At 46.2% G+C, this 26,759-nt stretch carries 15 protein-coding genes; 7 read left to right on the top strand and 8 right to left on the bottom strand.

Annotated elements, in window-relative coordinates; translation table 11 throughout:
* Positions 1-92: 92 nt before the first annotated feature.
* The 3 genes from HMPREF9447_RS13195 to HMPREF9447_RS13185 form a co-directional block, all read right to left on the bottom strand.
* Positions 93-2,642: a glycosyl hydrolase family 28 protein gene (locus tag HMPREF9447_RS13195; protein WP_009130242.1), complete on the bottom strand. Its 2,550-nt coding sequence runs from the start codon at positions 2,640-2,642 to the stop codon at positions 93-95.
* Positions 2,643-2,891: 249 nt separating this feature from the next.
* Positions 2,892-4,490: a RagB/SusD family nutrient uptake outer membrane protein gene (locus HMPREF9447_RS13190; RefSeq protein WP_009130241.1), complete on the bottom strand. Its 1,599-nt coding sequence runs from the start codon at positions 4,488-4,490 to the stop codon at positions 2,892-2,894.
* Positions 4,491-4,510: 20 nt separating this feature from the next.
* Complete coding sequence (locus HMPREF9447_RS13185; RefSeq protein ID WP_009130240.1) at positions 4,511-7,642, bottom strand: SusC/RagA family TonB-linked outer membrane protein; 3,132 nt, start codon at positions 7,640-7,642, stop codon at positions 4,511-4,513.
* 376 nt (positions 7,643-8,018) lie between these two features.
* Between HMPREF9447_RS13185 and HMPREF9447_RS13180 the strand changes: the two genes are divergently transcribed.
* Positions 8,019-10,901 carry a glycoside hydrolase family 2 gene (locus tag HMPREF9447_RS13180; protein WP_009130239.1) on the top strand — a complete coding sequence of 961 codons (2,883 nt, stop codon included), beginning with the start codon at positions 8,019-8,021 and terminating at the stop codon, positions 10,899-10,901.
* A gap of 677 nt (positions 10,902-11,578) precedes the next feature.
* Here the strand turns inward: HMPREF9447_RS13180 and HMPREF9447_RS13170 are convergent.
* Positions 11,579-13,045: a catalase gene (locus tag HMPREF9447_RS13170; RefSeq protein ID WP_009130238.1), complete on the bottom strand. Its 1,467-nt coding sequence runs from the start codon at positions 13,043-13,045 to the stop codon at positions 11,579-11,581.
* Between the two features lie 159 nt (positions 13,046-13,204).
* Here HMPREF9447_RS13170 and HMPREF9447_RS13165 point away from each other — a divergent pair, with 159 nt between their 5' ends.
* The 6 genes from HMPREF9447_RS13165 (at position 13,205) to HMPREF9447_RS13140 (ending at position 21,585) form a co-directional block, all read left to right on the top strand.
* Positions 13,205-13,870, top strand: a complete 666-nt coding sequence (locus HMPREF9447_RS13165) for a M15 family metallopeptidase (protein ID WP_009130237.1) — start codon at positions 13,205-13,207, stop codon at positions 13,868-13,870.
* Positions 13,871-13,932: 62 nt separating this feature from the next.
* On the top strand, positions 13,933-15,090 hold the full coding sequence (locus tag HMPREF9447_RS13160) for a M50 family metallopeptidase (RefSeq protein ID WP_009130236.1): 1,158 nt from the start codon (positions 13,933-13,935) through the stop codon (positions 15,088-15,090).
* A 75-nt stretch (positions 15,091-15,165) separates the two neighbouring features.
* A complete protein-coding gene (locus HMPREF9447_RS13155; protein ID WP_009130235.1) occupies positions 15,166-16,296 on the top strand; it encodes an AAA family ATPase in 1,131 nt (376 codons plus the stop codon).
* A gap of 13 nt (positions 16,297-16,309) precedes the next feature.
* The gene (locus HMPREF9447_RS13150; protein ID WP_009130234.1) at positions 16,310-17,539 is read left to right on the top strand and encodes a class I SAM-dependent methyltransferase; all 1,230 of its coding nucleotides are present in this window, start codon (positions 16,310-16,312) and stop codon (positions 17,537-17,539) included.
* 161 nt (positions 17,540-17,700) lie between these two features.
* The gene (gene xyl3A / locus HMPREF9447_RS13145) at positions 17,701-20,292 is read left to right on the top strand and encodes a xylan 1,4-beta-xylosidase (RefSeq protein WP_009130233.1); all 2,592 of its coding nucleotides are present in this window, start codon (positions 17,701-17,703) and stop codon (positions 20,290-20,292) included.
* 33 nt (positions 20,293-20,325) lie between these two features.
* A complete protein-coding gene (locus HMPREF9447_RS13140) occupies positions 20,326-21,585 on the top strand; it encodes a glycosyl hydrolase family 8 (protein WP_009130232.1) in 1,260 nt (419 codons plus the stop codon).
* 116 nt (positions 21,586-21,701) lie between these two features.
* Here HMPREF9447_RS13140 and HMPREF9447_RS13135 read toward each other — a convergent pair whose 3' ends face one another.
* From HMPREF9447_RS13135 to HMPREF9447_RS13120, 4 genes are all read right to left on the bottom strand, one after another.
* Entirely contained in the window at positions 21,702-22,691 is a 990-nt protein-coding gene (locus HMPREF9447_RS13135; protein ID WP_009130231.1) for a family 43 glycosylhydrolase, read from the bottom strand.
* A 116-nt stretch (positions 22,692-22,807) separates the two neighbouring features.
* Positions 22,808-23,935 carry a glycoside hydrolase family 43 protein gene (locus HMPREF9447_RS13130; protein WP_009130230.1) on the bottom strand — a complete coding sequence of 376 codons (1,128 nt, stop codon included), beginning with the start codon at positions 23,933-23,935 and terminating at the stop codon, positions 22,808-22,810.
* Positions 23,936-23,975: 40 nt separating this feature from the next.
* The gene (locus tag HMPREF9447_RS13125; protein ID WP_009130229.1) at positions 23,976-25,709 is read right to left on the bottom strand and encodes an alpha/beta hydrolase-fold protein; all 1,734 of its coding nucleotides are present in this window, start codon (positions 25,707-25,709) and stop codon (positions 23,976-23,978) included.
* A 13-nt stretch (positions 25,710-25,722) separates the two neighbouring features.
* The gene (locus tag HMPREF9447_RS13120; protein ID WP_009130228.1) at positions 25,723-26,748 is read right to left on the bottom strand and encodes a hypothetical protein; all 1,026 of its coding nucleotides are present in this window, start codon (positions 26,746-26,748) and stop codon (positions 25,723-25,725) included.
* Between the last annotated feature and the right edge of the window lie 11 nt (positions 26,749-26,759).

Below are 26,759 nucleotides of genomic sequence, written 5' to 3'. Positions count from 1 at the left end.
AGCGGAAATTATTACCACACAAAAGTACGATAAAAAACGGAATCGGGAAATCATTGTTTGGAGAAAACCAAGGCTACCGCACCAAAAGACATTTATTCATAGTCTTCCAGTTTCCATTCATCCTTCCACTCTATCATTGGTACGCCATCTTTCACTACTACTGGCAGAAATACATATGTAGCCTTATATACATCTTGATTAGGATTAACAAGCGTATAAAATCTATCAGCCACTTTCGGTGTTTCAAAATCCTTGGGATAAGGACGGTGGTCCTTATATCGGTTCAAAAACGACTGCCAGTCTTTCTTCGGTATGTCTGTTTTATTAGTATGCGGCTGCCAACGATCAGCCATAACTACATAAAGATTCTTTCCTGGAATCTTTATCACACTTGTAATCTGCGAACAGAAAGAATGTGCATACTCATCGCCAATGTGCGGATCGCCCAACACAGTGTATTTACCATGATAGTCATCGAACACTGCCACCTCCGAAGGATTGGGAGTATAACTTGTTGTCCCTGAGGTATAAATATAATGTTTGCCATTCATTACAAAATGTGCTGCCGCCTCACGCGTAAACGGCGGAACCTTCCCTACAAAATGTTCTGAGTACCGGCCATTTACATTAGTATAGTCATCAGAAAGTTCAGCACATATCTGTTCCCAATGCGGACGCTCAAACCAAACATAACCTTTTCCTGTTTCGGGATCAGCATACATATCAAAATCCCCCACAGCAAAACCGTTAGGCTTCAAGTTACGGACAAAATGATACGGTCCCATAAAACGTTCAGCTTCAAGAATGGTAAAATAGCCATCATTACTTTGCGATTTCAGCCAGCATACATATTTGCCGGTTTTGGCACAATAAAGAATATGCGGCCGTTCCAATTTCTGGCAATGATGCAAAGGCGAATGTGGTTCGGTATCTGGTTCGATTATTCTTCCTTCATCCTTCCAATTATAAAAGTCGGTGGATGAGTAACAACGCACGCCACCAAACATACGGTTAGTTCCAAACAGTGTATGGGTCTTGTCTTCTCCATACCAATAGTATTTACCGTCACGGAAAGTCACCTGAAATCCATGTGCCTGAATAGGTTTACCTTCAGTATCAAGCCACACCTCGCCAGGGCGGATGGATTGATAGTTTACTGGAGCGAGCGGATAAGTCTGCACATTCAGATAGCGGCATTCCCCTCCCGCCTTTTCTATCTTCATCGGACTGTCTGTAGCTACATTGCTGAAGCCGAAAAAAGAGGCGTAATCGCAATTGTCAATGCACATCACGGTGTCGCTACTTTCTACCCTTACATCCTTCATAGAGAATTTCGTGACATCGCACACCCTGCCTATCTGGTTACAGCGTGCCTTGACATTGCCGAAAAAGAAGTTCTTCACAGGTATTTCCGGAAGTCCCGACACATCCACCAATGTGCTGCATCCAGTTATCTCCACATCGTGAATGGAAATATTGGCAAACCACGGCGTAAGCGGCGTTACCGCACGGGCTGGATAGCGCTGTGCCAACTCGCCCACCCAACGGGCAGAGCCGAGCATGTCGCAATATAAAGCCTGCCTTTTCACATTGGCCAGCACTCGTTCCACATAGACATTTTCGACAAATCCTCCTCGCGGGCGACGGGTCTTGAAACGGAAAGCCTGGTCGGTTCCTTCGAAGACGCAATCGCACATATATACGTTTCTCACCCCACCGGCAATTTCGGTGCCGCACACAATGCCGCCCGCACCCCGCAGTGCTATACTTTTACGTATAACGACATTACGGGTGAGGCGATTCACCTTCAATCCGTCTTCGCCCCGACCCGACTTCATAGTGTAGCAATCATCCTGACAATCAAGCGAGCAATATTCTATCAACACATCACTGCTCGAATCAATATCAATGCCATCGGTACGTCCGTGCCCGAAGCTGTTCACCGTAACACCGCGGATGACAACGTGCTCGCAATATTGCGGTACGATATTCCAATACAGACCTTGTTCGAATGTGACACCTTCTAGAAACACGTTTTTACAATGGATGGGAGCAAACGTCTTAGGTAAAAAAACACCTTTACCCTCCTTCCCATTGTAAATACGCCCGACAAGCGGCTTTTTCATTGCCTCTTCGCTAGACATTCCCTCGTTGCATTTGTATATTTCGCAATCTATAGACGGACCGATTACTTTTCCCTTTCCGGTCAATGCGATGTTCTCCTGCCCGTTGGCATAGAAACAAGCTCCCAAAGAATATACCTCCACACCCTCATCACGTGTGAAGACAGCTGGAAGATAGTCTGTTATATAACCGCTGAAATGTAGTTCTGTTCCCTCCGAAAGATGCAGGTTCACGTTGCTCTTCAAAGTAATACGCCCCGTCTGCCATATGCCGGCAGGAATCACTACTGTACCTCCGCCTTGACAGCTTGTCCTGTCAATAGCTTCCTGGATATTTTTAGTGGACATTCCTTCCCGTTCCATACTTACCTGCACAGTACGTTCAGGGAAAACAGGTCGCTGAAATGCAGGCATAGCGAACGGTGCTTCAACAGGTTCTATGGCGTTAGGCATATTTTTCGGTCCAACCTCACCTATTGTCAACAATGCTATACCACAAATGATACTTGTTAATGACATAAACTTAATTCTTTATTTGGTTAATATATTCCAACTTTATCAACCAAACTCGCCCTATGGAGTTTAAACTATCAAAACGAAGGATAGGATGAGAGAACTTTTCTCATGCCTATTCCATAGTAGTCACATCGACCCCAGGGCGAGATGGAAAACAAGAGTTTACAGATAATGGCAGCATTCGATAAGCCTGCTAATCATAGTTTATTCATTATTTTCTCAATAAAAAAACTATTAATTATTCAACTCAATTTATTTATACGCTTCATTCTGCTTATATAATCCTTCTTTCACCTTCATTTGTGCTTCCGGTATAGGATAAATGTACATATTATCTTTCACATTTTGAGCAAACGCTAGGATATCAGCATTAACCTGTCCTGTCTCCTCATTGGTTGCATAACGTGTATACATATCACGTATCGCCTGCAAGTTATTATGACGCACTAAATCGTGCCAGCGAATACCTTCGAAAGCAAGTTCCAGACGACGTTCCCGCTCCACATACTTTTGGAATTCTGCATCCGAACAAGCTGGGATAGCATCCATACCTGCTCTGGTGCGAATACGGTTCACCATATTCAAGCCTTCCGTAGTAGGCCCGACAATCTCGGCATACATCAACATAACATCTTCCAGACGGATAATGGGATGATTGATTGGCCAATCTTTCACATCAACAATAGAATTATCAATGTCACTATAGCCCAATTGTGAACGTTTCATCTTATGTTCCAGGAATTTTATAAAGAAATCATCGCCGGTGTACTTGATAGGAGTAGCTCCATCTGTATTCACAAACTTGGTAGTATCAATGGTTGCCAAGCAACGAGCATCCATCTTTTCATTGTATATCTTTTGAAACTCTTCACTTAACCGGCGCTCGCAATAAATATGATTACCAAAGATACGCACAATTGTATATGCGGAATACAAGCTGGGGCAAGCTTCGAAAAGCATTTGGTTACCCAGGCCGAGACCTCCATTTTGGTATTGTATCTCAAAAATATGATATTTATTGTCATTGTCGCTAATCCAGATACGCTTCCACTCTTCGCTATCTTTTGCCCAATACTTTTTATTTGCATCCGCATAGTCAATAACTTCCTTAAACAAAGATCTTGCCAGGTCCTTCTTCGAACCATCATTCAACGGAAAACCGGCCATCGTTAAGTAAACCCTACCCAATAATGCTTTTGCAGCTATTTGGGTAGCATGCCCTTCAACCGCTTTTCCTAAATAGTTCTTAGGAGAATTATTCAGATTGGCGCATGCAAACTCCAGATCGGGAATAATCACCTGTTCGTAAACCTCTTTAGCTTCGGACTGGGGAAGAGCCAATGCTTCAGCCTGCGAGATAGTCTTTGTAACTATCGGAATATGCTCCCAATAACGAACCAGATCAAAATAAGCCAAAGCACGAAGAAAATGAACTTCAGCCATATACTGCTTCTTGATATCTTCGTTTGCAAAACTGATCTTCTCCACTTTCTCAAGGAAAGTATTAGCGTCGGAAACCAATTTATAATAATCATCCCACGCATTACTCAACACCGACAGATTAGCTATGTTCTTCTCGAATCTGCCGATAGAAGAAAAGTCACGCTGAGCACCGTCATTCTCTTTATAAGTATTGTCGGAACGAACTTCGGACAACATCAGAGAGTATAACGACATGGGAAGAAGGTCATGATAAATACCTGTCAAGGCTTGGTCTGCCTGACCTTCTGTCTTATAAAAAGTATCTGTTGTCTGTGTATTTCTTGATTCCACATCTAGGAAATCGCTACAGGAAGTAAACGACAAAGTCGCTACAATGAAAAGCCCTACTATATATTTAATCATTTTCATAACTGTATCTATTTATCATATTAAAAAGTCAAGTTTACACCCAATGAGAAGGTTCTGGCTTGCGGATAAGCACCATAATCATAATCGCCGCCCGAGCCGCCATTATTAGATTCGGGAGAATAGCCACCATCATATTTGTCCCACATATACACATTCTCAATTGAAACATATACACGAGCGTAACTGAAATATTTACGCACAGGAATCTGATAGCCCAATGTTATATTTTTAATCTTGATAAAGTCAGAATCATAAAGCCAGCGTGTGTCATAAAGCGTACTGGTAGTTGAAGAGAATATGCTCGGCGTCTTGCCATCGCCCGGTTCTGCTTCCGAACGCCACATGTTTCTCCAACAACCCAAAGCATTGGCGCTCACTCCCATTCCCGGACGGTCGATAGCACGACCTAACAAGCCATACACCTGACCACCCGTCTGTCCGGTTACCAAAACGGATAAATCAAAATTCTTATATTTGAATGTGTTCGTCATACCAAAGGTCAAGTCAGGAGAAGGTTTTCCTACATAAGTCCTGTCCCGCTCATCAATCACACCGTTCCTATCGACGTCTTCATAGCGAACGTCGCCCACTTTCTGGCCTTTCATCTTGGCAACTTTAGGATCGTCTATTTCAGACTGCTTCTGATATACCCCGACAGCCTTGTACATATAAAACTCCTTCAACGGATGACCTACTTGCAAGACTTGCGTATTGGAATAACCTGTATACACAGTAGCATTATCAGCACCCAAACTAAGGACTTCATTTTTATTCAAGCCCAAGTTCAAGGAAGTAGACCAGTTGAAACGGCCAACCATATTCTGGGTTGCCAGTTCCACCTCAAAGCCTTTATTCTCAAGGCTACCGATATTTCCCCATGCATTAGAATATCCCAAGATAGAAGGAACTGCTACTTTGTACAATAAGTCCTTCGTACGTTTTACATAATAATCGGCCGACAGATAAATTCGATTATTGAACAGCCCCAAGTCGAGAGCCACGTTCCAGCTATGTGTCTTTTCCCAGCCCAAATCAGGATTTGCAACAGAAGATGGGGAGAATCCTGAACTTAAAGAACCGTTGAATGCATAATTGGCATTGCCCAAAGCACTAAGAGCCGCATTAGACGGAATAGAGTTATTACCATTCATACCCCAGCTTCCACGAAGTTTCAAAGAATTGATTACGAAATCTTCCGGCCAGAATGCCTCATTGGAAACACGCCATGCAGCCGACACTGCCGGGAACCATCCCCAACGATTATTCTGACCAAACTTGGAAGAACCGTCGCGGCGCAAACTGGCAGTAAGCAAATAGCGATCGGCATAGTCGTACTGCACACGTCCGAAGTAAGACAACAAACGGACGGGTGTAGATAAATCGGCTTTAGTACCAGTGATGGTAGTATACGCCATATCGAATACTTCCAACGAGTTATTAGGGAATTGTTTTGCTTTCAATGAAGAAGACGAACCCTTGGATTCTTCCATAGAATAGCCCAACATGGCACCTACCGTATGCTTTCCAAACACTTGATTATAGTGCAGCAAAGCCTGAAACATGATATTGTTCTCTTTCTCATTACTTCTGGCGGCAGTAGTTTGTACACCTTCGCCCTGATTCCAGTTCTTCGTTACGGAACTTGGAACAAAAGAACGGTTTTCTTTATCATAATAGTTCCACGAACCGGTTACTTCGGCTTTGAATCCCTTACCTAAATCGGCCTGCAAGTAAGCGGAAGTGTTAATACGAACCATATCAGTAGCATTGGTCGATTCTTCCATATAAGCCACCGGGCTGACTGCACCACCTGCCCACATGTATTTTTCGTAAGGTTCAGCTCCGGTATAAATTCCCGCTTCAGCCTCAGCAACAGGAGCTGCGGACAGAGTGATATGCGACTGGGAATCTTTTCCGTCTACACGACCACCATTAGCCCAGGAAACAGTAGGGGCAATGATCAAACCAACTTTAATACGATCCGATAATTGCGATTCGATATTGGTACGCAAGTTCAAACGGCTGAAATCAGTTCCGGTAGCAATACCTTGTTGATCTAGGTAGCCCACAGAAAAACGGTAATTGGTCTTATCGGTACCACCCGATACTGAAACCTGATAATCCTGCATCAGAGCCGTACGGTAGAACTCATCCTGCCAGTCAATCAGCCTTAAGCCGCCATAATTAGGTTCCGACCATCTGGGATCAAGCATACTATTATAATCTACGCCTCCAATAAGTGCCTTACGGGTGTTCCAATCATCATTGATCGTAGCACCTTTACCAGCATACTTCTGAACATAGTTCATATTATTATAATATGACTTAAAATCAATCCACTCTTCGGAAGAGAGAATATCCATCTTCCGTTCCATCTGTTGCAGACCTACATTTGCAGAGAATTCAACTTTAACCTTGCCTTCTTTACCCTTCTTAGTGCTAACCAGCACAACTCCATTTGCGCCACGTGAACCATAAATGGCAGATGAAGATGCATCTTTCAAGACTTCAATCGACTCGATATCACTGGGATTCAAGCTGTTCAGATTATCAACGGGAATTCCATCCACTACATAAAGCGGATCAGAGTCAGCATTAATAGAAGCTGCCCCACGTACGCGAATCTGAATATCCTTACCCGGTTCGCCCGAAGTAGTACGGATTTCGACGCCGGCCATCTGCCCTTGCAAGGCCGAAGACACATCTGAAATAGGACGGTTGCCCAATTTCTCAGAGTTCACCTTTGCAATAGAGCCGGTCACGCTTCCTTTCTTCTGAACTCCATAACCGATGGCAACTACTTCGTTCAGAACGATTGATGATTCTTTCAAGGTCACTTTTACCTGATTATTCTGAGGGATAGTAACGATGGCAGTTTCGTAACCGATAAACGAGATTTCCAATGTCTTGGCTGTGTTGGGAACAGATAGGGAAAAGTTCCCGTCAATATCAGTAATCGTTCCATTAGTAGTTCCTTTTGCCATTACATTAGCACCAATGATAGATTCACCTGTAGAATCTAAAACTGTACCGGTGACAGTCTTATTCTGTGCGAATGCACTGAGTGTCGTCGCCAAACTTAAAATAAACAGGAACGCTAACTTAAGCGACATGCAACGAACATTCCTTTCCTTTTCTTCTTTGTTTTTCATTGTTCTAAAATCAAAGTTTAATTATAGTAATACTAAATTCTAATTTCGCTTCGTATCAGATTTCTTTAATGGTTATTTTCAGCTATTACTTTCCGAAGTGACACTGCAAATGTAGAGAGCCTTTCAAACTCCTAAAAGGACAATATTCCGTTTATATGGATTATTTTCCATCAAGGCATTTTACGAATGTCCATACCTTGCGTCCCACTATGCTAAGACATGGATAATTTTCCATTTTCATGGACATTCATCCAATCATCTTGTAGTAAAAAAAATAAGATATAAGTTTGTATCAAACTTAAAAGTTGATAAAGTGAAAGCTGTTAATAATAATAGCGAATCATTACCTATTACTACATCTTAATACATATATACCATGAATTTACGACGTATCTTATCATTCGTCCTACTGATTGCTGCCCTCCGACTATCTGCCCAAGAGCAGATAAGTTTGAACGGCACGTGGGATTTTGCATTAGTCAAGACAGGAGAAGAAGCCCTGCGTTTAAAGAACTTCCATGCTCCCGGGTTTACTAACAATGACTTCAAGCCCATTCCCGTTCCATCAAACTGGGCTGTACTGGGGTACGAAGAACCCGTTTACCGCGGATTCAAAGAAGACACAGCCAGTGAAGGTTTCTACTTGCATACCTTCACCGTTCCCAAAGATTGGAATGAGAAGCGAGTGTTGTTGCACTTCGGCGGAGTATGGTCATCAGCCGAAGTATGGTTGAATGGGCAATACTTGGGTCGTCATGACAGCGGTTATACCTCTTTTTCCTTTAATGCTACGGACAAGTTAAAGACAGACAGTATCAATCGGCTTGCCGTCCGCGTAAGACAAGTGACAAGAGAGTATAAATTCGATGTCTTTGATGACTGGACATTGGGGGGCATCTATCGGGATGTCACACTCGAAGCCATGCCCGCCAAACGTTGGATTGATAACGTAGTGGCACAAACCACCTTCGACAACTACTTCAAAGATGCCGACCTAAAAGTACGTGTGATGGTCAGTGACAAGCATAAGAACACGCTTCCGGGCAATTATCCAAGTCCGGGAGAGCCTTATAATCTCCGTTTCACGCTCTCCGACAAGGAAGGACAAGAAGTTGCCCGCCAGCAGATTACCATTCCTGCACATACTTCGACCGACCGTGAGACTGATTTTACCTTGCGTATACTGTCTCCTCTACACTGGACGGCAGAGACTCCCAATCTCTACAACCTCCGCATCGATCTGTTAGAGAAAGGCCAAGTAGCGCATACACGAACCGAACGAATCGGTTTCCGACAGATTTCAACCATCGGAGGGGTATTCCGCATCAACGGTCAGGCAGTGAAACTCCGTGGCGTAAACCGTCACGATGAGCACCCGGATGTAGGCAGAGCCACCACCCGTGCTCACTGGCTACAGGATATCACACTGATGAAAGCAGCCAATATTAACTATATCCGACTCTCGCATTACACTCCCGCTAAAGGTTTCATCGAACTATGCGATGAAATGGGCATGTATGTAGGCAATGAAATTTCACTGGGAGGTGCAGGTAATCTGATGTACGATCCCTCATTCTCCAATGCCGTGCTGCAACGTTCTTACGAAACCGTTGTACGCGATATCAACAGCCCTTCCGTCATCTACTGGTCTATCGGCAATGAAGACCCGTTGACTACATTGCACATGGCTTCAGTAAAGTCTGTGAAAGCGCTTGACCCTACCCGACCTGTCCTGCTACCCTGGCGTCACGAAGAATGGTTGCCCAAAGAGGTTGATATCCTCGCCCCTCATTACTGGAAAGACCGTGAATACGACCAACTGGCGAGTCATTCCGACCGTCCGATTATCTCTACCGAATACACCCATGCCTATGGTGTAGATGGTTTCGGTGGACTGGAAGCCCGTTGGAAAGCATTGACCAAGCATCCGGCAGGAACCGGAGCCGCCATTTGGATGTGGGCAGACCAAGGGATAAAAACTCCGGTAGCCAAAGCCGAATACTCGGAAGATGACATCAGCCAAGGCGACAAGTATCTGCGCATCGACTATGCCGGATGGGATGGTATCGTAGATTCTTACCGCAATCTGACGAGAGATTATCTGGAAACTAAAGCTGTTTATGCCCAGGTTTATCCGGCTATAGACAAGATATATTTCGTTCCCGGCCAGGATTCTATACGCATTCCCATTCAGAATGACTTTGACTTCACCAATCTTAATACCGTGAAAATTAACTGGTCTATATGGGAAGACGGACAAGAACTATCTTCAGACAACAGTTCTATCAATGGTCAGCCGCATGCTACATCAGCACTTAAACTGCCCATCAGCAAACTGAAAAACATACAGCCGGGAAAAACATACTTCATCCGATTTATCTTCATCCGTGCAGACGGATCGGAGATTACCCGCGAAGCTGTTGAACTTTGTCCTCAGACAGAACAAATAGTACAGGCTGTATCTAACGGGAAATTAATAGTAAGCAAAGACAAAGAATCAGTTATAGTTGCAACCAATGATATACGTTACATATTCAACCCTCGAACCGGGCAATTGGCCTCTGCCGATATTCAAGGGAAGCAAATGATTACAGACTTGCGTCCCGTCATATGGCGTACTCTTGATCGTAGCGAAACTTCCGCTTTCGGAAAAGAGAATGTGCGGAAAGCTGTCGATCTCAATAAATATACCCAGTCTGTAAAATCCTGGAAGATAGAAGAAAGTGAAGGCAACGTAGTAATTAAAACAGAGGTAAATTATACCGTGGATACAAACAATCGCTTCACCACCACCTATCGTTATACCATTGGAGCAGACGGCCGCTTAGATGTCAGCTATCAGATTCTGACTAATGTAGCCATACCCTGGCTACCTATAATAGGTATGGCTGTTCAATCTGCTTCCGAACTCAATCAACTGCATTGGTTAGGACTCGGTCCCTGTGACGCTTATCCCAATAAACAGGCAGCCCCAATTCTCGGGCTATGGGGAGGAAAAGCCGGCAGTACAGAAACAACAGGAATAAAGGCTACCCGTTGGGTAGAACGTACGGGTGCTATAGGCTGTCTGCGCATTGCAAGTATTGGATATATGGAACACAATGCATCAAGGCCCGAAACTATGTATATCCTATCCGGTGTATTCGCCCGTCCGGAAAAGGGACGCAAGGCAGAAGAATCTGTCCCGCAATTGAGCACGGATACAGGTAAGCCTTTCGTTGGCGAGTTCAGTATTACATTAAAAGCTAATCAGAAGTAATTCCTTTACTTCCACCAAGTGCTCTTATTGGAATATCCTGCTTCATTATCATCCCAATACAACAACAAAGATTCAAATAGGATAGGTTGAAAACTATACTCTGCCTTATTGTTTTTATCCTTTTGCCAGTAACAAAACTTCGTCCTCCAATTGCGGGACGTACAGTTTCCACTTGGGGGCTGTACGGCCCGCAACTGGAAACCGGACAGCCCGCAATTGAAAAACGAGGTTTTGCCTATGGCATAACATCATTTTCTTTAAAGCAAAAGGGGAAAAGGAAAGGGACAATGGGGGATTAGTAACGGAGAATTGCCCTCTTTAAACACGCATATCGTAAAAAGTTGCCACTGTTTACTGAGTTTTCGAAGAAGAAAGGGATAAATATCCTCTATTTACTTGAGAAAAAGGGATATTTGCACATAAACTGGCAAGATGCACATAAAGCATCCACAATAGCTGATAATAAAGAAGTTACAGAGTAATCCATGCACTTCAAGGCATGTTTCGGGGTGTAGGCAGAAGATTTCATACATCTGCCTACACCCTTTTACATCTCCGATATCTAATTGACAATCAATAGAAAGCGGGCATTGGTGTAGGATGTAGGCAAAGTATGACAAAAAACGTATTTAGAATTGATAGTTATAACCTGTCATTCATCAAAAGACAATTCATACCTATCGCGTCTCTTTCAAAGCTGCATCCAAATCGATACCCAAAGCTTTGGCTACACCTGTGCCATAGGCCGGGTCTGCCTTGTAGCAGTTGCGAACGTGGCGCTGCTTGATGAAGAGTTCGGCATCACCCATGGCGCGGGCAGTGTTTTCAAACAACAGTTGTTGCTCGTCCGCAGGCATCAGTCGGAACAAGTCGCCCGGCTGGCTGTAGTAATCATCATCATATTCACGCTCGTTGTAATTATAGACGTCACCATGAACTTTCAAAGGCGGCTCTTTCTTCTCAGGAGAATCCTGCCATTCGCCATAACTATTCGGTTCATAACTTTTAGCTGAGCCATAGTTACCGTCTACGCGCATAGAGCCGTCACGATGGTAAGAGTGGAACGGGCAACGGGGTTTGTTCACCGGAATCTGTTCCGAGTTTACCCCCAGACGATAGCGTTGGGCATCGCCATAAGAGAAGAGGCGGCCTTGTAGCATCTTGTCGGGAGAGAAACCGATACCTTCTACGATATTCTGGGGGTTGAAAGCAGCCTGTTCCACTTCGGCGAAGTAGTTCTCGGGGTTACGGTTCAACTCCAGGATGCCTACGTCCTGCAACGGGAAATCTTTATGCGGCCAAACCTTCGTCAAGTCGAACGGATTGATGCGGTAATGATCTGCTTCTTCCTCAGTCATTAATTGAATCTGGAACTTCCACTTCGGGAAATCACCTTTCTCGATGCTCTCGTACAAATCCCGTTGATGCGATTCACGGTCTTTGGCAATGATGGCTTCGGCTTCCTGGTCGGTCAGGTTTTTAATGCCTTGCAGGGTGCGCAGGTGGAACTTCACCCAGATGCGTTTGTTATCCGCATTGATGAAGCTGTAGGTATGACTGCCGAAACCATGCATATGGCGATAAGAATAAGGAATGCCGCGAGGGCTCATGGTGATGGTCACCTGATGGAGAGATTCGGGCAAAAGGGTCCAGAAGTCCCAGTTATTGTTCGGACTACGCATATTGGTGCGCGGATCACGCTTGACAGCGTGGTTCAGGTCAGGGAATTTCAGCGGATCACGCAGGAAGAATACGGGGGTATTGTTTCCTACCAAGTCCCAGTTACCTTCTTCGGTGTAGAACTTCATAGCAAAGCCGCGGATGTCACGTTCGGCATCGGCAGCCCCACGCTCACCGGCTACGGTGGAGAAACGGACAAAGCACTCCGTCTGCTTGCCTACTTCGCTGAAGATGGCGGCACGGGTGTACTTCGTAATGTCATGTGTCACGGTAAACGTACCATAAGCACCGGAGCCTTTGGCATGCATACGTCTTTCGGGGATTACTTCACGGTCAAAGTGGGCAAGTTTCTCAAGAAACCAGGGGTCTTGCATCATGACCGGACCACGTTGCCCGGCTGTCTGGATGTTCTGATTGTCGGCGATGAGGCGACCATTAGCAGCGGTTAGTTTTTTCTCTTCCATGGGGTTTTGTTTAATGAATTATTTATGTAACAAAAGTAGTCCTTCTTAAGTTTATCTCCAACCGACAAAATCTATACACTGATAGATAAAATCTATGTATCCCACAAATATAGGTAATTCCTTGAGAATTCGTATCTTTGCAAACCCTAAAAGAATTGCATGAGACGTCTATTTTATCTTTTAATAACCTTTTGGTTCATCCCCCTTGCAGCGCAACAAAGCCAGACTGCCCACCACATGGAAAGTCTCGGTTTCGTAAACATTGCTGAAGCGGATAGCACCATTGCCATCGACCTAATGTACACTCGTGCCGACAACTTCACCGGGCGGGTGTTATACGAAGATTTATACGAAGCTTATCTGCATCCCGACGCCCTGAAAGGGTTGCTGCGGGCACAACAGGAATTAAAGAAGCGGCATCCCCGCTATAGCCTGATTGTTTACGACGCCGCCCGCCCCATGAGCGTACAGCAAAAGATGTGGAACGTGGTGAAAGGCAGTTCCAAATATATCTACGTCTCCAACCCGGCGCGTGGCGGAGGACTGCATAACTACGGTCTGGCAGTAGACATCAGCATACTGGATGAAGCGGGAGTCCCTCTGCCGATGGGTACGAAAGTAGACCATCTGGGTCCCGAAGCCCATATCACGAACGAAGCCGCCCTAGTCCAAAGCGGGAAAATGACGAAGCAGGAACAAGAAAACCGCCAACTGTTGCGCACCGTCATGCGTACCGCAGGTTTCCGTACCCTGCCCAGCGAATGGTGGCACTTTAACTGGTGCAGCCGTCAGGAAGCCAAACAAAAATACAGGGTTATACCGTAAAATCCCCTATATTCCTTATATTTGTGCGGAGAAACAAGGTAAAAACTCATACCGGAACAACTATGAAACAAGCTCTCAAACTTATACTTTCCACCCTGTTCGGTGCATGCATCGGTTTCGGGGCAGTGATGTTCTGCATCGTCATGTTCACAGGCACTTCCGTCAGTGACTTCTTAGGAAAAATGGGAAATGTACAAATAGCCACCCTATTGATGTCCTGTGTCCTGTCAATGGTTTGCCTCATCCTTGCCGTATTCGTGCAAATCATCCTGCACGAAGCGGGGCATCTGGTCTTCGGACTTGCCACCGGTTACCGGTTCGTATCTTTCCGTGTGGGCAACATCACACTGATAAAGGACAAAGGGCGATTCCGCTTCAAACGCTTCTCCATCTCCGGAACAGGCGGACAATGCCTGCTTTCTCCACCGGATCGGCCTTACAAGCAGATGCCCTACTTCTGGTACAACGCAGGCGGTGTACTGATGAATCTGCTGACGGCTATCATTGCTCTCGTCCTCTGGATAATGTTCCCCGAAGCACCGCTAGCATTACACATGTTTCTGCTGCTCTTCTTTATCTGCGGCTTCTTCCTGGCACTGATGAACGGCATACCAATGAAAATGTCCGGCATCACCAATGATGCTTTTAACCTGATATTGATGTACAAAGACCCGAAGAGCCGGAAGTATCTGACGCAACAATTATCTATCAATGCAGCCCTCATGACAGGCACAAGACTGAAAGACATGCCGGAATCGTGGTTCACGGATGATGAAATAACAGATTATGGTAATACTTTCCAAGTATCCGCCAAAGCCGCTTATGGTTCGTTGTATATCGACCGGGGGGAGTTTGAAGCAGCAGAGAAGACTTTCAGAGAGCTGATGCAGCACGAAGGGGAGATAGCGGGACTATTCGTAAAGGAAATCTCTTGCGAGCTTCTATTCCTCGAACTGATAGGTGCCCGGAGAAAAGAAGAAATAGAAAGGCTTTACACAGACAAACTAAAGGGATATGCCCTTCGATATAAGAATATGATGTCCTCCAAACAACGCCTGTTGTGTGCGCTTGCCCTATATTATGATAACCAACCGGAGAAAGCTAAAGAGATTTACGGGAAAGTTGCCCGCAACCGGGACAGATACTTGCAGCAGGGAGAAGTTACCGCCGATTTGGAAATCATGGAGAAGATGCTCCGGAAGGCGGGAATGCAGCCATAAGGAAAACAATTATTATCTTTGCATTATTACTTTATAATAATTATCTTTGCATAATCACTATAAAGTAAAGAAACCATGCGAATCGTTCGAAACCCCTTCATTACGAACGGATACATATCTCCCGCCTACTTCTGCGACAGGAAGACGGAGAGTGAGATGCTTATCCAGCAAATCATCAACGGCAATAACGTTGCCTTAATCTCAACACGGAGAATGGGCAAGACAGGACTGATACGGCATTGTTTCCAAAGCAAAGAAATCCAAAAGGAATACTATACATTCTTTATTGATATCTATGCAACCAAATCACTGCGCGAATTTGTATTCTCTCTCAGCAAAGAAATTCTTGAAACCCTAAAGCCTTCGGGAAAGAAAGCCATGCAAGCCTTTTGGGAAAGCATGAAATCGCTGCAAGCCAGCATGACGTTCGACTTCAGCGGTAACCCTTCATTTAATATAGGTTTGGGAGACATTCAGTCGCCGGACGTCACGCTGGATGAAATATTCCACTATCTGGAACATGCTGAAAAGCCTTGCATTGTAGCCATCGATGAGTTCCAACAAATCACAAGTTATGCAGAAGACAATGTAGAAGCTATCCTGCGCACCTATGTGCAGCATTGCAACAACGCCCACTTCATCTTTGCCGGAAGCCAAAGGCATATTATGGGAAACATGTTCCTGACAGCATCACGCCCTTTCTATCAGAGTGTATCCATGATGCATCTGGAAAGCATACCCTTGCAAGAGTACATTAAATTTGCCCGGAAGCACTTCAAGGCAGTCGGTAAATCCATATCAACAGAAGCTATAGAAGACATATACCAGTACTTCGACGGCGTTACCTGGTACATGCAGAAAGTGCTGCATACGCTCTATGACATGACACCCTCCGGCGGAAACTCCGATATTCCGATGGTAGAGGAAGCCATTTGCCAAATCATAGATTCATTTCAATACACTTATTCCGAAATCCTCTTCCGGATGCCCGAAAAGCAAAAAGAACTACTCATTGCCATCACTAAAGAAGGAAAAGCAAATTCCATCACTTCCGGAGCATTCATCAAGAAGTATAAATTGCCGTCCGCCAGTTCGGTGCAATCGGCACTAAAAGGACTATTGGAGAAGGATTTCGTCACGCAGGAAGCAAACTCTTACCAGATTTACGACCGCTTCTTTGGATTATGGCTTCAAAGGAATTACTAAAACGGCAAGATTTATGGAACTGAATGACGAAACCCTCCGTTTTATCCGCGAGCACCGCAACGACGATGTACGTAGTCTGGCTTTGCAGGCGCAAAAGTATCCCGATGTGGATATGCCCACAGCACTGATACAGATAGCCGGCAGGCAGGCTGCGGCAGAGAAGATACCGTCATGGCATGCGATGGACGGTATTTTGTATCCCCGCCACCTGTCCTTGGAACAATGTTCCTCGGAGGCAACTGCACAATATAAGGCATCCATCATCCCCGAAGCCTCATCCGGCACACTGACCGACCTCACCGGAGGTTTCGGAATAGACTGCACCTTCCTCTCAACAAAGTTCCGGCAAGCCACTTACGTAGAACGTCAGGAAGCACTGTGCGGGATTGCCGTACACAATTTCCCATTATTGGGGCTGAACCATATTCAAGTAGTAAACGCCGACGGAGTTTCTTATCTGCAAGAGATGTCCCCCGTAGACTGGATATTCATCGACCCCGCCCGCCGTGACGGGCACGGAGGAAAGACCGTCGCCATTGCCGACTGTGAACCGGATGTAGCGGAACTGGAAGCACTATTGCTTGCCAAGGCCCGGCACGTCATGGTGAAGCTCTCTCCTATGCTCGACCTTTCTCTGGCCATTCAAGACTTGAAGCATGTGCAGGAAGCACACATTGTTTCCGTCAATAACGAGTGCAAAGAACTGTTGCTGATACTGGGGCATGGCACTGTTGCACCGGAAAACATTCCCATTCATTGCATCAACCTGACTACTAAAGAAGGAAAGAGCAGACAGGGAAGCGGACAATCGTTCGTCTTTACACGCGGCCAAGAGTTGTCAAGTACGGGTAAATATGCGGATATCCCCGGCAAGTATCTGTACGAACCGAATGCTTCAATCCTCAAAGCGGGTGCTTTCCGCAACATCACCCATATATATAAGGTGGAGAAGTTACACCCCAACAGCCATCTCTACACTTCCGGCGAACTGATAGAGAACTTCCCCGGAAGGAGTTTCCGGATAATAGGGCTATGCACGCTGAACAAGAAAGAAATAAAAGCCGTATTGGGAGACATCAGAAAAGCCAATATTACGGTTCGCAACTTCCCCGCCTCTGTGGCGGAACTGCGAAAACGCCTCAAACTGTCCGAAGGTGGAGAGGTTTACCTGTTTGCCACAACTCTGAACGATGAACAGAAAATACTTATCAGGGGCGAAAAGGCTATTTCCCTCCCGATGTAACCTCAGCGAAAGAAGATGTAACATACAAAAGAAATCTGTAACATAGACTCAACTATCTGAAATAACATTTCTCCCCCGAGTTTCTTTTTCTTCCTATTTTTGTAATCGCCACTCAAGCGGCGAAACAAAAGTCTATTAATAACAATAAAAGCACTAATACGATGAAAAAGAAATTTCAGTTACTTACCGGGATCGGATGCCTTTGCCTATGCTTCCTCTCGTGTTCCCAACCCCCTTACAAGAATCCGGCACTGACGCCGGAAGAGCGTGCCGCCGACCTGGTAGGCCGACTGACGCTGGAAGAGAAAGCCTCATTGATGCAAAACACCTCTCCCGCCATCCCCCGACTGGGCATCAAAGCCTACGACTGGTGGAACGAAGCCCTGCACGGAGTGGGGCGTGCCGGACTGGCTACCGTATTTCCGCAAGCTATCGGTATGGGAGCCTCTTTCAACAACGATTTACTCTACGACGTATTCACGGCAGTCTCCGACGAAGCCCGTGCCAAGACCGCAGAGTTCAGCAAGGAAGGTGGACTGAAACGCTACCAGGGACTCACGATGTGGACTCCCAACGTCAACATCTTCCGCGACCCACGCTGGGGACGGGGACAGGAAACTTACGGTGAAGACCCTTACCTGACCGGACAAATGGGTATGGCAGTCGTACGCGGCCTGCAAGGTCCCGAAGGAGGGAAATATGATAAACTGCATGCCTGCGCCAAACACTTTGCCGTGCACTCCGGTCCCGAATGGAACCGCCACAGCTTCGATGCCGAAAACGTGGACCCTCGCGACTTGTGGGAAACTTATCTACCAGCATTCAAAGACCTCGTTCAGAAAGCGCATGTCAAAGAAGTGATGTGCGCCTACAACCGCTTCGAAGGTGAACCTTGCTGCGGAAGCAACCGCCTGCTGGTGCAGATACTCCGCGACGAATGGGCCTATGACGGCATCATCGTATCCGATTGTTGGGCAATCAACGACTTCTTCAACAAAGGCGCCCACGAAACGGAACCGGATAAAGAACACGCCTCCGCCAAAGCCGTCCTGACCGGAACAGACGTAGAATGTGGAGAAAGCTATGCTTCACTGCCCCAAGCCGTAAAAGCAGGGTTAATTGATGAAAAAAAAATAGACATCTCCCTGAAACGCCTGATGAAAGCACGCTTTGAACTGGGCGAGATGGACAATCCGGAACTGGTATCTTGGGCACAGATTCCTTACAGCGTGGTAGACAGCAAAGAGCACCGCGAACTGGCACTGCGCATGGCACGCGAAAGCCTCGTACTGCTGCAAAACAACCAAAATGTACTACCTTTGAACAAGAGCCTGAAAGTAGCCGTAGTAGGTCCTAATGCCAACGACTCCGTGATGCAATGGGGCAACTATAACGGTTTTCCGGGACATACCGTCACCCTGCTCGAAGGCATCCGCCAATATCTGCCCGAAGCACAACTCATCTACGAACCGGGTTGCGACCTGACTTCCGACGTCACCCTGCAAAGCGTATTCCAGCAATGCAGCATGGACGGCAAGCAAGGTTTCAACGCCAAGTACTGGAACAATACGAAGCAAGAAGGCGAGCCTGATGTTACCACCCAAATCAGCACCCCGTTTCACTTCATCACTACCGGAGCCACTGCTTTTGCAGCAGGCGTCAACCTCACCGACTTCTCCGCCAGCTACGAGTCCGTATTCCGTCCTGAAAAGAGCGAAGACATCGCCTTCCGCTTCCAGACACAGGGCATCACGAAGCTTTCCATCAACGGCGAAGAAGTGGCAAGTGGTGTCAATTTCAAGAACAATGCCAAGATATATACCCTCCAGGCAGAAGCCGGAAAAGAATACCGCATCAAGATTGACTTCATGTTCCGCTTCCGCGACGCTGCCCTTGATTTCGATATGGGACGCGAGATACCGGTTGACCTGAACAAGACCATACAACGTGTAAAGGATGCAGACATCATCGTCTTTGCAGGTGGAATCTCGCCCGCAGTGGAGGGTGAAGAAATGCGCGTCACCATCCCCGGCTTCAAAGGAGGCGACCGAGAAACAATCGAATTGCCGTCCATCCAGAGCCGCCTGCTTGCTGAGTTGAAGAAGGCCGGAAAGAAGGTCGTATTCGTCAACTTCTCCGGTTCCGCCATCGCCCTGACTCCGGAAACGAAGACATGCGACGCCATCTTGCAGGCTTGGTATCCCGGTCAGGCTGGCGGTACGGCTATCGCCAATGTTCTCTTCGGAGATTACAATCCGGCAGGACGTCTTCCGGTTACTTTCTATAAGAGCACAAGTCAACTACCCGACTTTGAAGATTATTCCATGAAGGGACGCACGTACCGTTACATGGCGGAAGCTCCGCTCTTCCCTTTCGGGCACGGTTTGAGCTATACCACGTTCCGTTACGGAGACGCTTCATTGAGTACACAGGAAGTAAAAGAGGGAGAACAGGCTATCCTGACCATCCCCGTGAGCAATACGGGTGAACGTGACGGAGAAGAAGTGGTACAGGTATATCTGCGCCGTCCGGGCGACAAAGAAGGTCCGTCGCATGCACTCCGCGCCTTTAAACGTGTGAATATCGCTAAAGGGACAACCGGTAATGTGACTATATCATTAAGCAAAGAAGATTTTGAATGGTTTGATACAGAGACTAACACGATGCGCCCGATAGAAGGTGATTATGAAATACTTTATGGTGGTACGTCGGAGCTGAAACAGTTGAAGGCGATACCAGTCACTATTAAGTAATCATAAAAATCACATAATATAAAACGTTCTTTTATGAAAAACTTACTCTACCTCCTCCTCTGCCTCATCGCCGGAACATCGTGCAGCCAGGCAGACCCGACGAAGCCTTGGGACAAAGGGGCTTTCGAAACACAAAAGTACCGGAACCTCTTCGCCGAAATGGGGTATAAACAAGCGGATATAGACGCCAAGCTCAAATCCGTCTTCAACGATGTATTCTATGGCCCCAATAAAGTCTACTTTGAAGTAGGCGATTCTATGGCTTACATCAGTGACATCAAAAACCACGACGTACGCACCGAAGGCATGTCCTACGGGCTGATGATTGCCGTCCAATTCAACCGCCAGGACATCTTCGACCGCCTTTGGAGATGGGGCAGTAAGTACATGCAGCATCAGGACGGCCCGTTGAAAGGTTACTTCGCCTGGAGTTGTAAAGTGGACGGAACCCGTAACTCTCAAGGTCCCGCCTCCGATGGGGAGCTTTATTACGTCACCGCTCTCATCTTCGCCTCCAACCTCTGGGGAAACAACACCGGAATCGACTACCTTGCCGAAGCTCAAAACATCCTGAACTGCTCCATGGAGAAAGACGGAACCGACCGCGTGATGCCATTCATCAACCTGGAGCATAAACTCATCACCTTCGTTCCCGACATACGCGGCGGGCTCTTTACCGATCCGTCCTATCACGTCCCTGCCTTCTACGAGGTATGGGCACGCTGGGCCGATGATGGCAGAGCCGACCTCTGGCGGGAGTGTGCCAAACGCAGCCGTGAATATCTGCACAAGAGCATCCACCCCATAACCGGACTAAATCCTGATTACAACAACTACGACGGAACCCTGCTAGACAACAACCGTATCATCGGTGACGCCTTTCGCTTCGACTCTTGGCGCGTGCCCATGAACATGGCTTTAGACTACTCCTGGGCCTGTGCTGATAAAGAATGGCAGCAGGAATATGGAAATAAGATTCAGAATTTCCTCTACAGTCAGGGCATCGACACTTTCGTGGATCAGTATAATGTGAACGGGACACAAGTAAGAGATACCCTCGGAGCCGGAGGGTATAAGGCACTGAGGCACTCATTAGGTCTTGTTGCCACTTCCGCCGCCGCCTCACTGATGTGTACGCACGAGAAGAGTCGGGAGTTTGTAAATAAGTTATGGAATGCCAGACACGAGCCTTATGAGGATGGTTATTTCGATGCATATTATGACGGGCTGCTCCGTCTTTTCGCCTTCATGCATCTGAGTGGGAATTACCGGATTATTTTCCCGGAAGAATAAATAAAGAAAAGGTCACTAAATTAGGTTTATAGATTAGGTTTAAAATTAGTTTTTTAATGAAGAAGAGGCTGTATCAGGATGAGATGTGAATCTCTGTCCCGATACAGCCTCTCTGTTTATTTCAGTTGCGGCATTCCATCCCTCCAGATGACCTTCCGCTGTGACAGGAACCAGGTTCTGCCAAAGTCCTCATTACCTTGATAGAAAAGGTAAGTCTGCCCATCCTTATCCTTGAAGATATGGGGATGGCCGGACTCGCAATAATTCCAGGCACCCGGATCTCCATTCGTCAGGAAAGGCTTGTTCGAAGCTTTCTTCCAATGAATGCCGTCTTGGCTAGTTGCCAGACCTACTTGCTGGGGACGGTTATTATAAGCCCCGGCATAAAACATGTACAGCGTACCATCCATTTCCACTACCGAAGGAGCCTCTATACAGGTTTCCTCCCAAGCCCACTCGGGCACAAGAATAGCCCGGTCGTAAGCTTCTGTCCACGTCTCCCGGTTGAAGTTGGTACCGGCAGGAGCAGTAGCCACGCCCACTATCTGTTTTTCAAAGTCAGGAGTACGAGTGGCATAATAAAGGAAATACTTCCCTTTGACAAACACCACTTCCGCATCAATTGCCCGTCCGCAGTTCCAGTCGCCAGCTTTCGGGGCAAAGATGGGATTGGTGGCATTGCGCGTGAAATGAATTCCGTCCACCGACCATGCATGACAGATGGCGTCTTTCTTTCCATTGCCATATGTCTGATAGAACAGGTGAATCGTATCGTTGCGCAATAATGCACCGGGTGCACATAGTCCCTTAGCTTCATAATCGGCAGCCGGAGACAACGCGCCTATCGGTTGCCAATGTACAAGGTCACGACTTTCGGCTATGCCTATGCCCCAGCCCGAATCACCTTTGGGAGGCACTGAATAATACATCAGATATTTCCCATGAAAGGAAACAACATGCGGATCTTTTGAAAAAGGTATACCTGTTCGAGTACTATCTGCAAACAGCATAGTAGGATTCTCACCTCCAGGCGGTACACCGGGATTTATCGCCCAACAAAAGGGCACAGACATCAATAGGGCCAAAGCAATAACACTCTTTCTCATATAACTTATAGTTTTAAAATCAGTTTTCACAAAGGGATGAAGAAGAAGCTACGAGTGGCAAACTACAAACACAGCACAGCTACTTGTAGCTCCCCCTTACTATAAATAAGACGGTTTTATTTCGCAAAAGTTACTACTGCTCCCGAAGGTTTGTTCAGACGGGTCGACGTAGGAAGTGGAGTTCCGAAGTCAGGGTAGTCATTTTCAAGCCATACAAATTTCTGTGCACGGGGTGAACGGGTATCTCCGGCACCTTCGGGGTCTACCTGCGTATCACGTGCGTGATAAAGAATATAAGCTTCCGTGCCATCGGGAGAGGGGAAGAAGCTATTGTGTCCTGTGCCATACACTCCGTTTTCAGGTGATTGGTGGAATACCGGTTGTTGAGACTTGGACCATGATCTCGGATCAAGCAAATCACTGTCGGTACTTGCCGTCAGCAAGCCCAGCGCATAGTATGGAGTCCATACACCACTTGCCGAGTAAGCCAGATGGATATACTTTCCTTTAGGACTCTTCAAAGGCTGGGGACCTTCGTTCACATAGATGGTATAGCTGGGATTCCAGCCGTTTTCATTCTTGTTATGTCTCTCCCATTCCAATTCCGGCTTGGAGATCAGTACTCTTTCGGAACCAAGCGTCCAAGGATTCTCCATGCGGGCGATGTAGATACATTGGGTTTCGGTATCCACGCGGCGGGTCTGCCAGCCGGACCATACCATATACAGTTCTCCCTTATTCTGAAATACGGAACCGTCGATGGCCCAATTATTATCCTTATCAGTGCTGACGCGCCCTTTCATCACGAACTCACCATCGAACGGGTCTTTGTTTACATTCTCCAGTACATACATCTGGTGGTTGTCTGTATTGCCATCGTCGGCAGCATAGTAGATGTACCATTTCCCGTCGATATTATGTATCTCCGGTGCCCAGAGATGATATTTGTTAGAAGCTTCGGTAGGAATCCAGATTGTCTTCCGAGGAGCATTCTGCACATCGGTAATATCGGTTGTCTTCCAAAGTACCAGACTGTCCTGCATGGTATGCATATAATAGTAAGTACCTTCGTGGAACAAAGCCCAAGGATCGGGCCCCTTTGGGAACAAAGGATTAACATACGTAGTTGCAAGCGAATCACCCCCCACCGATGCATTTTTTTTTACTTTGGTGTTTCCACACGAGGTAACAGAGAATAATGCTGCTGCACCCAGCACTATCGCCAAGTAGTTCTTAATCTTCATATTTTATTGATTAGAGTTAAACATATTATCAAAATTATAATCAACCTGCACCTACCCTGATGTTTGGCATAAGACTATTCAGAGAGGTCCCTCTGGTATTCAGTTCCCGTTTGTAGACTTCTCCATTGTCGCAAAGCACATAAAGCGTATTCATCTCTCTTCCGCCCCACGCTAAAGACACAGGGGTTACATTTCCCGGCAAAGAGAGGATTGCTTCGCACCTTCCGTTATAATCACATAGCTGAACGCCATAGGCAGTAGCCAGATAGATTCTTCCATAATCATCACAGACGGCCGATCTGACTTCGGCACCATCATATTGGTCCGGTACATGGATATAGAAAAATTCTTGTCCATAAAGTAAATCCTTATCACTCCGGCTCACCTTATAGCTATATCCGCGTCTGGTATCATACCCCAAAGCATAGAGCCAATTATTATTCCCACTTAATGCCAGTGAACAAACACGTTTCGGAATATTTTCTTTCTCTGACAATTCATATTCACCAGATAAATGCCAGATGGTAGAGAATTGCTCCCCGGCATGACTCCCAATGATATAATAGCCTCCCTCCCTCAAAGGTGCAGCATCATAGAGTTGCATTCCACATTTCACATGCTTTAAAATATGGCCGAGGCTGTCCGCTATGCTCATTCCTTCCCGAAGAGAATATATCAGCATCTCTGCATTGATTCCCACTGCAACCACTCTCTTATTTAAGAGCGGCTTCTCCTTTCTGTTACCCAGTCGTACTGTTGCCTCATCTGAAGTTAGCAGCACCCCTCCTCTATGATCTGAAACCAACAGGAAATTAGCATCTACACCAGACATCACCAATTCAAAGGTCTTGCCTTCAAGTAAAACCTGATTCAACATAGAATTGCGTGTTTTACCTTTAGTCGAAGGTTTATTTAGTGGATACCCTTTCCAAAGAAAACGCATCGCATCCGGAAATACCTTCACCACATTATCATCACAATGCTCTGCATTTTCAATAAATTGATAAGAGTAATCATATCCTGCAAAGTTCAATGCTCTGACCATTGCCTGGTTTGCACTCCACCAATCGCCAAAAGATGTCCACATATCACGCGTGCCGCTCTGAAGATAGAACCGAATCGGTTTAGGCTCAAATTTCTGAACCAGTATCGCATTCGTAAAACTCCCCCTCAAACCCGTAAACGAACCACAGGCAGTGTAAACACGGGAAAAAGCATCTGTATTCCAGGCAACATTAAAAGCACAGGCGGCTCCGGAGCTACAACCCGTTATCATCCGGTCATTCCTGTCTTGTGAGAAGAAGATGCGCTTTCCATCCGAAGTCTTCAGAGATTCCACAAAAGGTAAAAGCTCTTCCAACAAAAACTGCCCGAAACGTGGCGAAGGAGTATCATACTCATAAGTTCTGTTGGAACGTGGACTGTCAGGATCAAAATCTCCTGTTACCTGCCCGGGAGAAGCTGCTACCAGTATCATCACCGGAATCTCTTTATTCTCTATAAGCTCTGAAACAATCGTATCCGCCCTGTAAAACAAACCATCCTGAAATACACAGACTGGTACAGGAGATTTACCATCATACTGCGCCGGAACATATACGTCAACATCTCTTATGGTACCGGGAAATATTAACGGACTTTCGAACCGGGCATAAATATGTTCCCCATATTCAACCCTTGCCTTCTCTTTATTGCCAGCCCCATTACCTCCATGGCACAGACAAAAAAAGAAAGATAGAAAATACACTAATAATCCTCGTTCCATAAGTTTCATAAAATGATAGTTTCTACCAAGCTCTGTATTTAGCCATCGGATTGGTTACATTCCAACGGAAATATTCATAGGCAGTATGGACAGATGCACGCTGGAAAGCAGGCATCTTGTAGAGGAAACGTCCGCCCTCACCCACCAGTTCCACACCGACCTCTGCCGAACGGTCTATCGCTTTCAGCACTTCGGGAAAGAGGAAGGTACGCGTATCACGTTCTTCTATCGACTTTCCCCCGTCTGCCGCATCTGTATATTCCACTTCTAAAGGAAGCTCAATCGTCTCGTCGTCAAGAATGAAGCGGATGAGGTTCATTTTGAAAGGCTTGTCGGCAGGATACTTATAACTCACCTTAAAGGCGGACTGGATATTATTCTCCTTGGATTCCTGGTTGTAGAAAGCAAGCATCACAGATGCGCCATCCGCTTCATAATTGTAAGGACCATACCATATTTTATGGGACACTCCCGGATAGAAAGTCTCGACTGTGGGGAAGTGGAACAAAGAGTAAAATTCCACTTTACCGGGCAATACTCTCACTGCATAGTCAGGATCAGAATATATTGTAGCTTCTCCCTGCATATAATCAGCTTGTTTGAAGTGTTTCAACAGGTTCTTATGTATATTCTGTTTCACTCCTTCCTGGTCATCATAATATAAAGTGATTCCATACACTACACTATCGCAGAACTGATATGAAACTCCGGAAAACATACTTTGACTATAGAATGAGCGGACAGTGCTTTCAGCTTTATTATCCTCTTGGCGAGCAAGTTCCAGTTCGGAAGTCTGGTTCAACTTGAAGCCGAAAGGTATGACTTCACGCGTTCCATAATCTTCCAAGTTCGGCAAGTTCAGCATCAGACTCTTATCTCCTTTATAAAGGGTAGACAACAGACAATACTCCTTTTCCAACGGTTTACCGACTTCAACAGGTTGCCCGGTTGCTGCCAGATATTCGTCCACTTGTTTCAAACGGGGTTGCTGTGCAAAGGCCTGTACGGCTCCAACCCATAATAGCATTGTTACGATATAGTATCTCATAGTCCGTTCTT

Source organism: Bacteroides oleiciplenus YIT 12058, from assembly GCF_000315485.1.
Taxonomy (GTDB): domain Bacteria; phylum Bacteroidota; class Bacteroidia; order Bacteroidales; family Bacteroidaceae; genus Bacteroides; species Bacteroides oleiciplenus.
The sequence above is the reverse complement of the archived record's forward strand: the minus strand, read 5'-3'. Positions and strand labels throughout refer to the sequence as shown.